This is a genomic window from Actinomadura sp. 9N215, assembly GCF_044326345.1.
GTDB lineage: Bacteria > Actinomycetota > Actinomycetes > Streptosporangiales > Streptosporangiaceae > Spirillospora.
The window spans coordinates 43,078-56,035 of sequence record NZ_JBIRBA010000008.1 but is presented as its reverse complement, the minus strand read 5'-3'; the positions used below and the strand labels follow the sequence as shown (position 1 = coordinate 56,035).

General features: G+C 70.7%; 11 protein-coding genes. 5 read left to right on the top strand and 6 right to left on the bottom strand.

The features are described from left to right. Positions 1 to 12 precede the first annotated feature (12 nt). Entirely contained in the window at positions 13 to 1,857 is a 1,845-nt protein-coding gene (gene lepA / locus ACH34T_RS15490; protein WP_395992799.1) for a translation elongation factor 4, read from the bottom strand. 236 nt (positions 1,858 to 2,093) lie between these two features. Here lepA and rpsT point away from each other — a divergent pair, with 236 nt between their 5' ends. Together rpsT and ACH34T_RS15480 are read left to right on the top strand one after the other, a co-directional pair. Next, positions 2,094 to 2,363 (top strand): 30S ribosomal protein S20, encoded by a 270-nt coding sequence (gene rpsT / locus ACH34T_RS15485; protein WP_395992798.1) that lies wholly within the window; start codon positions 2,094 to 2,096, stop codon positions 2,361 to 2,363. A 241-nt stretch (positions 2,364 to 2,604) separates the two neighbouring features. Beyond that, complete coding sequence (locus tag ACH34T_RS15480) at positions 2,605 to 3,141, top strand: RNA 2'-phosphotransferase (RefSeq protein ID WP_395992797.1); 537 nt, start codon at positions 2,605 to 2,607, stop codon at positions 3,139 to 3,141. On the opposite strand, the gene ACH34T_RS15475 is transcribed toward ACH34T_RS15480, so the two are convergent. After that, positions 3,083 to 3,613 (bottom strand): hypothetical protein, encoded by a 531-nt coding sequence (locus ACH34T_RS15475; RefSeq protein ID WP_395992796.1) that lies wholly within the window; start codon positions 3,611 to 3,613, stop codon positions 3,083 to 3,085. The two genes, ACH34T_RS15480 and ACH34T_RS15475, sit on opposite strands and share 59 nt — an antisense overlap. A gap of 70 nt (positions 3,614 to 3,683) precedes the next feature. Here ACH34T_RS15475 and ACH34T_RS15470 point away from each other — a divergent pair, with 70 nt between their 5' ends. After that, on the top strand, positions 3,684 to 4,604 hold the full coding sequence (locus tag ACH34T_RS15470) for a LysR substrate-binding domain-containing protein (protein WP_395992795.1): 921 nt from the start codon (positions 3,684 to 3,686) through the stop codon (positions 4,602 to 4,604). Further along, complete coding sequence (locus tag ACH34T_RS15465) at positions 4,544 to 4,963, top strand: SRPBCC family protein (RefSeq protein ID WP_395992794.1); 420 nt, start codon at positions 4,544 to 4,546, stop codon at positions 4,961 to 4,963. The genes ACH34T_RS15470 and ACH34T_RS15465 overlap by 61 nt, the downstream gene beginning before the upstream one ends. 1,158 nt (positions 4,964 to 6,121) lie before the next feature. Here ACH34T_RS15465 and holA read toward each other — a convergent pair. The 4 genes from holA to ACH34T_RS15445 form a co-directional block, all read right to left on the bottom strand. Further along, on the bottom strand, positions 6,122 to 7,090 hold the full coding sequence (gene holA / locus ACH34T_RS15460) for a DNA polymerase III subunit delta (protein WP_395992793.1): 969 nt from the start codon (positions 7,088 to 7,090) through the stop codon (positions 6,122 to 6,124). Positions 7,091 to 7,233: 143 nt separating this feature from the next. Beyond that, a complete protein-coding gene (locus tag ACH34T_RS15455; protein WP_395992792.1) occupies positions 7,234 to 9,165 on the bottom strand; it encodes a ComEC/Rec2 family competence protein in 1,932 nt (643 codons plus the stop codon). Between the two features lie 875 nt (positions 9,166 to 10,040). Continuing rightward, entirely contained in the window at positions 10,041 to 10,724 is a 684-nt protein-coding gene (locus tag ACH34T_RS15450; protein WP_395992791.1) for a helix-hairpin-helix domain-containing protein, read from the bottom strand. A gap of 67 nt (positions 10,725 to 10,791) precedes the next feature. Beyond that, on the bottom strand, positions 10,792 to 12,096 hold the full coding sequence (locus ACH34T_RS15445; RefSeq protein WP_395992790.1) for an MFS transporter: 1,305 nt from the start codon (positions 12,094 to 12,096) through the stop codon (positions 10,792 to 10,794). A gap of 67 nt (positions 12,097 to 12,163) precedes the next feature. Between ACH34T_RS15445 and ACH34T_RS15440 the strand changes: the two genes are divergently transcribed. Next, entirely contained in the window at positions 12,164 to 12,952 is a 789-nt protein-coding gene (locus tag ACH34T_RS15440) for a helix-turn-helix domain-containing protein (RefSeq protein WP_395992789.1), read from the top strand. Positions 12,953 to 12,958: the final 6 nt, after the last annotated feature.

Below are 12,958 nucleotides of genomic sequence, written 5' to 3'. Positions count from 1 at the left end.
CGGGGCGGGAGGCTACTTCCTGCCCTTGTCGGTGGGCTCGCCGCCACCGGTGGACAGCGCCGCGACGAAAGCCTCCTGCGGGACGTCCACCCGCCCGATGGTCTTCATCCGCTTCTTGCCCTCCTTCTGCTTCTCCAGCAGCTTGCGCTTGCGGGAGATGTCGCCGCCGTAGCACTTCGCGAGGACATCCTTGCGGATCGCGCGGATGTTCTCCCGGGCGATGATGCGCGCGCCGATCGCGGCCTGGATGGGCACCTCGTACTGCTGGCGCGGGATCAGCTCCTTGAGCTTGGACGTCATCATCAGCCCGTACTCACGCGCCTTGTCCCGGTGGACGATCTGGCTGAACGCGTCCACCGACTCGCCCTGCAACAGGATGTCGACCTTCACCAGCTCGGACTCCTGCTCCCCGCTCGGCTCGTAGTCCAGCGACGCGTACCCGCGGGTCTTCGACTTCAGCTGGTCGAAGAAGTCGAAGATGATCTCGGCGAGGGGCAGCGTGTAGCGGATCTCGACGCGGTCCTCCGACAGGTAGTCCATGCCGAGCAGCACCCCGCGCCGGCCCTGGCACAGCTCCATGATCGCGCCGATGTGCTCGGACGGGGACAGCAGCGTCGCCTTCACCACCGGCTCGTACACCGCGGCGATCTTGCCCTCGGGGAACTCGCTGGGGTTGGTGACGGTGTGCTCCGTCCCGTCCTCCATCGCCACGCGGTACACCACGTTCGGCGCGGTCGAGATCAGCGACAGGCCGGACTCGCGCTCCAGCCGCTCCCGGACGATCTCCATGTGCAGCAGCCCGAGGAACCCGCAGCGGAACCCGAACCCGAGCGCCGCCGACGTCTCCGGCTCGTACACGAGCGCGGCGTCGTTCAGCTGCAGCTTGTCGAGCGCGTCCCGCAGCTCGGGGTACTGGTCGCCGTCCACCGGGTACAGGCCGGAGAACACCATCGGCTTCGGGTCGCGGTAGCCGCCGAGCGCCTCGGGCGCCCGCCGGGACGCGCCGGTCACGGTGTCGCCGACCCTGGCCTGCCGGACGTCCTTCACCCCGGTGATCAGGTAGCCGACCTCGCCCACGCCGAGCCCCTGCACGGACACCGGCTCCGGGGAGATCACGCCGACCTCCAGGGTCTCGTGCGCCGTCCCGGTCGACATCATCAGGCTCTTCTCGCGCCGCGACAGATGCCCGTCGATGATCCGGACGTAGGTGACGACGCCGCGGTACGTGTCGTACACCGAGTCGAAGATGAGCGCACGGGCCGGGCCGTCGGGGTCGCCGACCGGCGCCGGCACCTCCTCGACGATCTTGTCGAGCAGCTCGCGGACGCCCTCGCCCGTCTTGCCCGACACGCGCAGCACGTCCGACGGGTCGCAGCCGATGATCCCGGCGAGCTCCTCGGCGTACTTGTCCGGCTGCGCCGCCGGCAGGTCGATCTTGTTGAGGACGGGGATCAGGTGCAGATCCGCCTCAAGGGCCAGGTACAGGTTCGCCAGCGTCTGCGCCTCGATGCCCTGCGCCGCGTCCACCAGCAGGACGGCGCCCTCGCACGCCGCGAGCGACCGCGACACCTCGTAGGAGAAGTCGACGTGCCCCGGCGTGTCGATCAGGTTGAGGACGTGGTCGACGCCGCCGGACGTCCACGGCAGCCGGACGGCCTGGCTCTTGATCGTGATGCCGCGCTCGCGCTCGATGTCCATCCGGTCGAGGTACTGGGCGCGCATCTGGCGCTCCTCGACCACGCCGGTCAGCTGCAGCATCCGGTCCGCCAGGGTCGACTTGCCATGGTCGATGTGCGCGATGATGCAGAAGTTGCGGATGATCGCGGGATCGGTCTTGTCAGGCTCAGGCGCTCGCACCGGGGTCCGTTCGCAAACTCAACTGGTGGACATGGATGTGTACCCCCATGGTCCCACGCCGGGCTTGATGCTCCGTGCACGGTCTGGTTTGGGCCGGGCCCCGGTGATTGGTAGGCTGTGCGACTGCGTGTGGCGTAGCGTCGTGCCTCGGGGCACCGTCCCGCCCCCGTTCAGACATTCGTCAGGGCCTGCGGACGAGCAGGCGACTTATCGCGACCAAGCTGAGGCACTACGACGTGGCAAACATCAAGTCCCAGATCAAGCGCAACAAGCAGAACGAGAAGGCGCGCCTGCGCAACAAGGCCGTCAAGTCGGAGCTGAAGACGGCGATCCGCAAGTTCCGCGAGGCCGCCGACGCCGGCAAGGTCGACGACGCCGTCGCCGCCCAGCGCCACGCCGCGCGCAAGCTGGACAAGGCCGTCAGCAAGGGCGTCATCCACAAGAACCAGGCCGCCAACCGCAAGTCGGCGATCGCCAAGCGCGCCGCCGCCCTCCAGGCCAAGTAGAGCCGGGCAGACGCCCGCGCCCGGCGCCGCCCAGGCCCGCACTCGGGCGACGGGCCGGCGCCCGCGACGCCGGGCCACGCTCGCGACGCCGGGTCGGCGCCACAGCGCCGGATCCGCGTTACAGCACCCACAGCGCACGCACGGGGCCGGCCACGGTTGCCGGCCCCGACGCATATCTCCGGCCGCGGGAGGCGGGCCCGACGCATCCCCGGTCACGGGAGCCGGCCCGGACACATATCCAATGGACGAACGCCGCGCGACGAGAATTTCCAAATACCTCGCCCTGCATCTGCGGCACCGCCCCGAGCGGATCGGCCTCACCCTCGACGCCGAAGGCTGGGCCGACGTCGCCGAACTGCTCGCGGCCGCCGCCCGCCACTCATTCCCGTTCACGCGCGCCGAACTCGAACACGTCGTCGCCGCCAACGACAAGAAACGCTACGAGCTGGACGGGAACCGGGTCAGGGCCGTCCAGGGGCATTCCATTCCGGTCGAACTGAACCTTCCGCCGACGCCCCCGCCGGAATTCCTCTACCACGGCACCGTGCGCCATTCGCTGGAAACGATCCTGCGCGAAGGGCTGCGGCCGATGCGTCGGCACGCCGTCCACCTGTCCCCCGACCGCGAAACGGCGCGGCGCGTCGGCGCCCGCCGCGGCAAGCCCGTCATCCTGACCGTCGACGCCGGGCGGATGGCCGCCGACGGGCACGAATTCCGCGTCAGCGCGAACGGCGTGTGGCTGATCGACTCCGTCCCGCCGGAATATCTCCGAGAATGACCTCGTCGGCCGCCTTCCAGTCCGGGAGGCAGCGCACCCATTCGGGCCCTTCCGCCGTCCCGAACAAATACCGGTGCGGGACGAGGTCCCGAATGGCCCGATGGACGTCCAGCCGGTCGTCGATCATGTGGGTGATCCCGAGTTCCTCGCAGTGCCGCGCCTTTTCCGGCCGCTTCCTGCAGAACCGGACGTTCTCCCTGGGCAGGCCCGTCCGTCCGTAGAAGTCGTGGTGGTCGAGCCAGGCCAGCGTCCGTTTCCGCACCCGGTCCCCGCATTTCGAGATGATCCAGGCCCGTCCTCCGAACGCCTCGATCAGCCCGGGCAGCACCTCGTACACGCCCGCGGTCGCGGGTGAGGCGAGCGCCTCCTCGAAACTCCCGCCGAGGAACGCGGTGTCGTCGTCGCCCGGGGCCAGCAGCCCGCCGTGAATGACCCGGCCGAAATCGACGCCGAGCCTCGGTTCGCCATCCATGCCCCAACTCTCCGGCACCACACCCCTAAAGCAGAACTATTAACGCCAACACCACCTATAGTTCTCAACTATGGACCTCGGTCGCCTCTCGACGGACGCGCTCGCCTCGTTCGCCGTCTTCGCCGACCACCTCAACTTCACCCGCGCCGCCGAGGAACTGCACATCTCCCAGCCCGCCCTCCACGTCAAGGTGCGCAAACTCGCCGACGCCCTCGGCCGCCCCCTCTACACCCGGCACGGACGCCGCCTCGCCCTGACCCCCGCCGGCGAACAGGTCGCCCGCTTCGCCCGCGACCTCGACGCCCGCATGACCGCCTTCCTCGCGGACGTCCACGGCACCGCCCCCACCCGCGTCCCGACCCTCGCCGCCGGCGAAGGCGCCTACCTCTACCTGCTCGGCGACGTCGTCCACCCCGGCCTCCGCCTCATCAACGGCGACCGCGCCCGGACCCTCGCCGCCGTCCGCACCGGCCGCGCCGACCTCGGCGTCGCCGTCCTGGACGTCCTGCCCGCCGACGTCGAGACGGTCCTCCTCGCCTCCTATCCGCAGGTCCTGGTCATGCCGGACGATCACCCGCTCGCCGGAAAGACCCCCCTCACCCTCTCCGACCTCGCGGGCGCGGCCCTCGTCGTCCCACCGCCCGCCGGCCCGCACCGCGTCACCCTCGAACGGGCCCTCCGCGCCGCCGACGTCCCCTGGTCACTCGCGGTCGAGGCCGAAGGCTGGCCGCTCATCCTGCACTTCGTGTCCCTGCGCGTCGGCCTCGCGGTCGTCAACGGCTGCGTCACCGCCCTTCCCGGCCTGGTCAAACGCGAGATCATCGACCTGCCCGCCGTCCCCTACCACGCTCTCCACCTCCCCGACCGCGCCGACGACCCCCTCGTCACCGGCCTGCTGTCCGCCATCCGAACCGCACTGAGGAGGACACCGTGCATTTCGAATTCTCCGTCGACATCGACGCGACCCCCGAAACCGTCTGGAACCTCTTGAAGGACGTCGAACGCTGGCCCGACATGACGGCCTCCATAAACCGCGTCGAACCCCTCGACAAGCCCATCGCCCTCTCCAGCCGAGCCCGCGTCCACCAACCCAAACTCCGCGCCGCCATCTGGACGGTCACCGAATTCGAAGAGAACAAGACGTTCACCTGGGAATCCCGCTCCGCCGGCGTCACCACCACGGCCGCCCACGAAATCGTCCCCAAACCCGACGGCACCGTCTCCGTCCACCTGACCCTCGACCAAAAGGGCCCCATGGCCCCCATCCTGTCCCTCTTCACAGGCCACCTAGCCCGCCGCTACGTCACCATGGAAGCCAACGGCCTGAAATCAAAAGCCGAACACCCCTAACCCACCACCACACGCCGCCCAGCCCCAATCAAGGGCCACCCCACGCACACCCCTCACAACCCACACGCCCCAACCCACATCTCACAAACCCCACATCACGACACACCCACGTCACACACAACCCCAACGTCAAACCCGCACGCCACAAACCCCACGCCACGAACCACCCGCGTCACACACGACCGCCCAAATCACAAACCACCCGCCACAAACCTCCCGTCACGCACGCACCGCCCGCCACAAATCACCCGCCACAAACCTCGCGTCACGCAACGCCCGCCACAAACCGGCCTGCCACAAACCGGCCTGCCCGCGCCGATGGCCACAAACCGCACGCCACGATCCATGCGTCACACACGATCCCACGTCGCGATCCCCACGTCGCGATCCCCACATCACGAACTCCCGCATAACGATCCGCAAGGCACGAATCCCGTCGTGATCCGCGCGTCACGTATGAACACACCCCCCGTCACGATCTTCCACGCCACGAGTCGCACGTCACGAAACCCACACATTACGATCCGCACGTCACGAACCACCCCGTCACGCACGAACCGCTCCCCGTCACGATCCCCATGTCCCCATCCACGCATCACAAACTCCGCGTCACAAACCCGCGTCGCAAACCCGCGTCACGAACCGCACATCACATACACGACCCGCCGCCGACACGGCCTTCACATCTCCACCCACGAACCCCCGCGTCTCCATCCGCACATCACGAACCCCGCGTCACGAACCGCACGCCACGCACGACCCGCCGCCGACACGATCCCCACGTTCCCATCCACACATCACAAACTCCGCCTCACGATCCGCACGTCACGGACGGACCACACGTCACGCACGAACTCCCGCCGTCACGATTCCGCGTTCGACCTACACACCACAAACACCCCGCGTCTCGAACCCCGCGTCATGATCCGCGCATCACGCACGAACCGCCGCCGTCACGATTGCGCGTCACGAACCGCACATCCCAAACTCTGCGCACGAGCCCCGCGTCACGTCACGAGCCGCAAGTTACACACGTACCGCCCGGCACGAGCCGCGCGTCATGTCGGCCTGGCTTGGGGGCGCCGCGGCCGCCACGGCCGCATCGGCCGCATCGGTGGCATCGGCCGCATCGGTGGCATCGGTGGTCGTTGGATCTCGTTAGGAAGCGCGCCGCTGGGAGCGGGCGGTGACGATGTCGGCGATGGTCTTCTCCAGCGCGTAGGCGGGGTCGGCGGCGCCGCCCTTGACCTGCTCGTCGGCCTCGGCGATCGCCGTGAGGGCCCGTGCGACGCCGTCTCCCGACCAGCCCCGCAGCTGCCTCTGCAGCTTGTCGATCTTCCAGGGCGGCATCCCCAGCTCCTTCGCCAGGGCCGCGCCTCGCGCGCCGCGCGGCGCACCGCCGACCTTCGCCAGCCCCCGGACGCCCTGGGCGAGCGCGCCGACGATCACCACCGGCGCCACGCCTGTCGCGAGGGCCCAGCGGAGCTGTTCCAGGGCATCGGCGAGCTGCCCCTCGATGGCCTTGTCCGCCACCGCGAACCCGGTGACCTCGGCGCGTCCCCGGTAGTACCGGGCCACCGCGGCGTCGTCGACCTTTCCGCCGGTGTCGGCGACCAGCTGGCTGCACGCCGCCGCCAGCTCCCGCAGGTCGTTCCCAACCGCCTCGACCAGGCCCCTCGCCGCGTCTGGCGAGATCTTCCCGCCCGCCCTGCGGATCTCGGCCCGGACGAAGTCGATCCGCTCACCCACCTTGGTGACCTTCGGGCAGGAGATCTTGCGCGCCTTGAGCTTCACCAGCCCGTCCAGCAGCGCCTTCCCCTTGGCCCCGCCTAGGTGGACGACCACGAGCACCACATCGTCCGCGGGCGTCTTGGCGTACTTCAGCAGCTCGGCGGTCAGGTCCTTCCCCAGGTCCTGTGCCGACCGCACCACGAGCACCTTCCCGCTGCCGAACAGCGACGGCGAGGTCAGCTCCGCGATCCGTCCCGGCTCCAGCCCACCTGGAGCAAGGTCGATCACCTCGGCCTCCGGGTCGTCCGCTCGCACCGACGCGGCGACATCGCCGATCGCCCGATCCACGAGCAGTTCTTCCTCACCGACGACCAGGACGACAGGCTCAAACGACACCCCTGCAGCATGCCATGCCCAGCCCCCGCCCCGCGCCGCCGATCCACTCGACCGTGCAGGCCGGAAGATCTGGCACCGGCCACTTGCGAGGCGGACCGGGCTGGTCCGGGTGGCGGTGCTCGCGGTCAGGTCACCCTTCTGGGTCAGCGGTTGGGGACGGTCGCTATGCCGGTTCTGGTGCGTACCACGGCGATGTCTCCTTCCTGATCGGTGCGATGGACCTGGGTGCGGAGATGGCGCAGGAGTCTGAGGGTTGTCGTGGACGGGTGGCCGTAGTCGTTGTGTTCGCCGACCGAGATCAGGGAGACGGACGCGTGGGCGGCGGCCAGGAAGCGCGGGTCCTGGCTGCGGGAGCCGTGGTGAGGGACCTTCAGGACGTGGACGGGAGGGACGACCGGCTCCAGGGCTCGTTGGCCGTCGGCTTCGATGTCACCCGCGAGGAGGGCGCTGAAGCCCGGCCTGCGGGCGACGAGGACCACGCTCGCGTTGTTGATCGTGGCGCCGTCGTCCTTGGGTGAGAGGGCCGGGCCGATGGCGGACGGAGCGAGGATCGAAAGTGTCAGGTCGCCGATGCGCCATACCTGGCCCGCCTGCGCGGGCCGGATGGGCAGGCCGCGGGCGAGGCGTGCTTCGCGGCCGGACGTGCGGGACGTCGTCAGGATCGCGTGGACGTCGCGGCCGTGCCGGACACCGGACGTCCCGTTGATGTGGTCGGCGTGCGGGTGGGTCAGGACGAGGAGCGGCACGTCCGAAATGTGGAGGCGGCGCAGGCATCGGTCGACCAGCGCGGGGTCGGGGCCGGTGTCCACGACGACGGCCTGGCCGGGGCCCGTGGAAAGGGCGAGGGCGTCGCCTTGGCCGACGTCGCAGGCGACCAGTTGCCAGCCTGGCGGTGGCCAGCCGGGGGCCGTCACGCGCATGGCGATGACGGCGATGAGAATGCCGGACATGGCGGCGGCCGCGATCAGGCGCAGCCGCCGACTGCGCAGGATCAGGACGGCGATCGCGGCGGTGACGAGCAGGGTGGCGGCGCCGAGCCCGCCGCCGGCCCAGGGGATCGTGGCGTAGGGCAGGTCGGCGGCGACGCGGGCGACGCGGATGATCCAGCCGACGGCCAGGCCGGCGGGCCACACGATCAGCCGCGCGAGAGGTAGCGAGAGAGGCGCGGTGGCGGCGGCGAGTGCGCCGAGGAGGGTGGCGGGGGCGACGGCGGGAGCGGCCAGCAGGTTCGCGAACACCGAGAGGACGCCCACCTCGCCGGACAGCATCACCAGGACCGGGGCCACCGCGACCTGGGCCGCGGCCGCGACGGCGAGGGCGTCGGCGAGAGGGCCGGGCAGCCGGCGCGCCAGCCGTTCGCGCCACGGCGGAGCCAGGACGAGCAGGCCCGCGGTCGCCAGGACCGACAGCGCGAACCCGTACGAGCGGGCGAGCCCTGGGTCGATCAGGACGAGGAGGAGAACGGCGGCGGCCAGCGCGGGCACACCGTGGCGCCGCCGCCCGGTGAACAGCGCCAGCATGCCGATGAGGCCCATGACGGCCGCTCTGAGGACGCTCGGCTCCGGGCGGGCGACGACGACGAACGCGAGCACCGCGAAGACGGCGATGGGAGGGGCGCGCCGCCGCCCCGCGCCGGCGAGGCGGCACAGTCCGAGGACGGCGCCGATGACGATCGCCAGGTTCGCGCCCGAGACGACCAGGAGGTGGGTGAGCCCGGCTGCTCGGAAGTCTTCGGCCAGGTCCGGGTCAAGGAGGGACGTGTCGCCGACGACCATGCCGGGCAGCACGCCGCGCTGGTCGGGCGGGAGCTGCGCCGAAGCGTCCCGCAGCCGCGCCCGCACATGCTCGGCGGCACGCTGGATCGTGGACGGCGGCCCGAGAACTGCGGGCGGCCCCCGGACGATCACCACCGCGGCGAGCAGGTCGGCGCCCCTGGGCGAGACGAACCGTCCGTGGAGGCGCACTCGCTGGCTGGGGACGAGGCGAAGCCACCGGTCATCGCCCGCGATCAGCAGCACTGGCACGCGCACCTTGGCCTTCGGGACCGCCTCCACCCGCGCTCGAATGATGATCATCCGTCGGCGGTCGCCGGGTTTCGCCTGTGGGTCGCCCGTCACCACGGCCTCCGCGGTGGCGGTCCGGCCATGACGGGCGAGCTCTCGCACCGGCCCCGTGTCGACGGCGGTGGCACGCAAGGCCACCCCCGCTGCCGATGCCGCGACGCACACAAGGATGACCCCGACCGACCCCCGCCGCGATGGCCTTCTCCGTAACCGCCCGCCCGCTGCCACCAAGGGCCGAGGGACATTAGCCTCAGGTGGCTCGTCCTCGGCGTCTGGATTGGGCTCCGTGACTGACCTGCGGCCGGCGTGGGAGGCAGACCCGCTGGAGAAAGGCTGAGCAGCGTTGGCCCCAGACCCAGTCGACTTCGGACGTGCGCCCGGGGCGGAGCTCGCGCCTGGGCTGGAGCTTGGGCCGGGCCGGGATCGAGCGCTGAACGGCCGAGCAGCGCCGGGAGCCGCAGCCCCCGGGCGAGCGCGTGAGGCAGAACCCGCGACGGAACTGCGGCTTGAACCAGACCGAGATCCCCAGGCGAACGACCGAGCAACGCCGCGGGCCGCAGATCGCGGGCGGGTGCGTGGGGCGGGACTCGCGGCTGAGCTGGGGCTTGAGCCGGGGCGGCGGCCGAGGGTGGCGGGGCGGGTGGCGTGGGGGTTCCGGGACTGCGAACTGGTGTGGGGGTTCGGGTTTGTGGGTGGTCTGGGGCTCTTGTTGGGTGAGGTGCAGACGGCGGGGGGTTGGGGCGGGCGGCGGTGGGTTGTCAGGAGGTAGAGGGCTGCAAGGGCTGTTGCGGCGGCGAGGGTGTAGGTGAGGGACGCGGGGAGGCCGATGGTCGCGGCGGCCGTGAGCCAGGTGGCGAGTGCGGGGGCGAGCAGGCGGAGGTCGTGGTTCATACGCGGACCATCGGCTTCAGGTCGGCGAAACGGCGGGCTCCTATGCCGCTGACGTCCTGGAGTTGCTCGACCGAGCGGAAGCCGCCGTGCTGGGTGCGGTAGTCGACGATCCGCTGGGCGAGGACTGGGCCGACGCCGGGGAGAGCGTCCAGCTGGTCGGCGGTGGCGGCGTTGAGGTCGAGAGGGGTGCCGGGCGCGGAGGAGGCGCCAGGCGGGGCCGGGGCCCCGGCGGCGGGTGCGGAGCCGCGGACGCCCACCGGGATCTGTTCGCCGTCCACCAGCTTCCGGGCGAGGTTGAGGGCGCCGGTCTTCGCGCCGGGGCGCACCCCGCCGGCCGCTTCGATCGCCTCGGCGACCCGCGAGCCGGACGGCAAGGTGATCACTCCGGGGTGCTTGACCTTGCCCAGGACGTGCACGACCACCGGGGCGGCCGCCGGGCTCGCGGAAACGGCGGGGCGGGTGTCGGCGAGGGTGGCGCTCGGGAGCGGGGCGGCGGGGGGCCGCGGCCGGGCCAGCCACAGGTACCCGGCGGCCACGACGGCGGCGACCACGCCGATGAGGACGAGGATGCGGACGTTCGACCGGTCGGGACCCGCTCGTAAGCGGCCCGACGGCGGTGTCTCGGGTGGACGCAGCCGGCCCATCAGGGAGTGCAGCCGGTCCCGGGTGTCGGTTCCCATAACGCCAGACCGTATGCCGCGCCAGCGGCCCGCCGCGCACGCTCCGGCAACTGTGGATAACTCTCGGTCAACGGCTCCTTGAGGCGGCCGCGGCAAAGATCAGCAAGGCGGCGAGAAGGGCCGTGACCTGCGTCAATGTGCCGGGATCGGAGAGGTAGACGCCGCCGAAGACGACGATGGACAAGACGTTGGACAGCAGCGCGCCGGTGTTCGCCAGCGCGGAGACCGACGACGCCTGAGCCGGGCCGGCCGCGTTCGTGACGCGCGCGATGAGCGGGCTGAACCCGAGAGCGTGGCCCACGCCGGCGGTGAACAGCAGCGGGATCGAAAGGAACGTCGGCCAGGCGTCCGTGCTGAGCAGGGTCAGGACGGAGGCGGCGACGGCGAAGATGAGCAGGCCGAGAGTGGGCAGGTGCGTCCGGGCCGGCAGACGCGTCCAGCCGAGCCCGGCGGCAGCGAAGCCGACCGTGTACGGGACGAACGTGAGCCCAGCCCGGAGTGGCGAGAAGTCCAGGACGTTCTGCAAGTACAGGGCCAGCGTGAACAAAAAGCCGGTGTAGGCGCCCATCACTGCGCAGGACGCGAACAATCCGGGCCGGACGGCCGGCTTACGCAGGACGGACAGGTCGAGGAGCGGCGAAGGCGTCCGCCGCTCATGCGCACCGAACACGACCAGGAGAATGCAGCCGACCGCCAGAGACGGCCACGTCCAGAACGGCCAGCCCTGTTCTCTGCCGAGCACGAGCGGCATCACGAGGGCGGCCATGCCGCATGAGAGCAGCGCCACCCCTGGCAGGTCCAATCGCGTGGGCTTGCTGTGGGCCGGCGGCATGAGCCGCGGGCCTACCAGGAGGAGCACGGCGCCGATGGGGACGTTGACCAGGAAGATGGGCCGCCAGGTACCGCCGAGGCTGACGATGACACCTCCGGCCACCTGCCCCAGGGCGACCCCCAGGGCCAGGATCATCGAGTACAGGCCGAGTGCACGCGCCCGCGCGATTCCGTCGAACGACAGTTGGATGAGCGAGAGAACCTGTGGCAGGAGAAGCGCGGCCGACGCGCCTTGACAGACCCTGGCGGCGACGAGCACGGCGCCTGTGGGCGCGAGACCGCAAGCCAGAGACGCGACGGTGAAGCCGAGTAGACCGAAGAAGAACATCGTCCGGTGGCCGTACTTGTCGCCTAGGCGCGCACCGGTGACGACGAGAACGGCCAAAGCGAAGATGTAGCCGCCCGTGACGAGTTGCAGGAGCGCCCCGGACGAGTGCAGTCCCGCCGCGATGTTCGGTAGTGCGACCGCCACGATGGACCCGTCCATCGAGACCATCGTCTGTCCCGTGAGCAGGACCACCAGCAGCCATCGTTTGACCATTCGGCGAGTGTGCGCCGCGGCAGAAAGGTGGCGCTTGAAGATTCTTGCCGTCCGTACCATGGCGGACATGCGCGAATCGACCGCGATAGCGGTGACGGACGAATTCGCCGTCCGCACGGTCCGCTGCGACGATCACCAGCCCGGCTGGTCGGAGCCGGAGCGGGCCACACGCCATCAGCTCATCCTGGTGCGGGACGGACGGTTCCGCATGCGCTCCCGTCAAGGACGCGCCGTCATCGACGCCACGACCGGATATGCGCAGGCGCCAGGTGACGAGGGTCAGTTCGCGCATCCGGCGGGCGGCGACGTGTGCACCGCCATCACGCTCTCCCCTGGTCTCTGGAAGGGCCCGTCCGGGATGGTCAGGGTCGGCGCGCGCGCGGACGTGGCGCACCGGCTCCTACTGCGAGCCGGCCCGGACGTGGCGTACGAGGCGGCCGAGCGGCTTCTCGGCCTTCTCGCCCGTCTGGCCCCGGACGAGGGCGGCCGTGCACGACGCGCCTTGGCCGATGAGGCCCGTGAGGCCATCACCGCCGGTCATCCGCATGCGTCCGGGCTGATGTCGCTGGCCCGCCTGCTTGAGGTGTCCCCGTCCCACCTCAGCCGGACGTTCCGCCAGGAGACCGGCATGTCCGTCACCCGCTACCGCAACCGGGTCCGGGTGGGCCGCGCGCTCGACCGCATCGAGCAGGGCGAACGGGACCTGGCGGGCCTCGCCGCCGATCTCGGGTTCGCCGACCACGCGCATCTGACCCGGACGGTGAAGGCGGAGACCGGGCACCCGCCCACGGCCCTCCGCCGCCTCCTCCACGGCCCGCGTCCCCACCAGGCGAACCAGCCGACAGGGCCCGCCTAGGGGCAC

Coding starts and splice junctions, on each gene's coding strand:
- ACH34T_RS15480 (WP_395992797.1), top strand. CDS start 2,605: ATGGACGAACGCCGCGCGACGAGAATTTCCAAATACCTCGCCCTGCAT.
- ACH34T_RS15455 (WP_395992792.1), bottom strand. CDS start 9,165: ATGATCATCATTCGAGCGCGGGTGGAGGCGGTCCCGAAGGCCAAGGTG.
- ACH34T_RS15475 (WP_395992796.1), bottom strand. CDS start 3,613: ATGGATGGCGAACCGAGGCTCGGCGTCGATTTCGGCCGGGTCATTCAC.
- ACH34T_RS15440 (WP_395992789.1), top strand. CDS start 12,164: ATGCGCGAATCGACCGCGATAGCGGTGACGGACGAATTCGCCGTCCGC.
- ACH34T_RS15450 (WP_395992791.1), bottom strand. CDS start 10,724: ATGGGAACCGACACCCGGGACCGGCTGCACTCCCTGATGGGCCGGCTG.
- ACH34T_RS15470 (WP_395992795.1), top strand. CDS start 3,684: ATGGACCTCGGTCGCCTCTCGACGGACGCGCTCGCCTCGTTCGCCGTC.
- ACH34T_RS15445 (WP_395992790.1), bottom strand. CDS start 12,096: ATGGTCAAACGATGGCTGCTGGTGGTCCTGCTCACGGGACAGACGATG.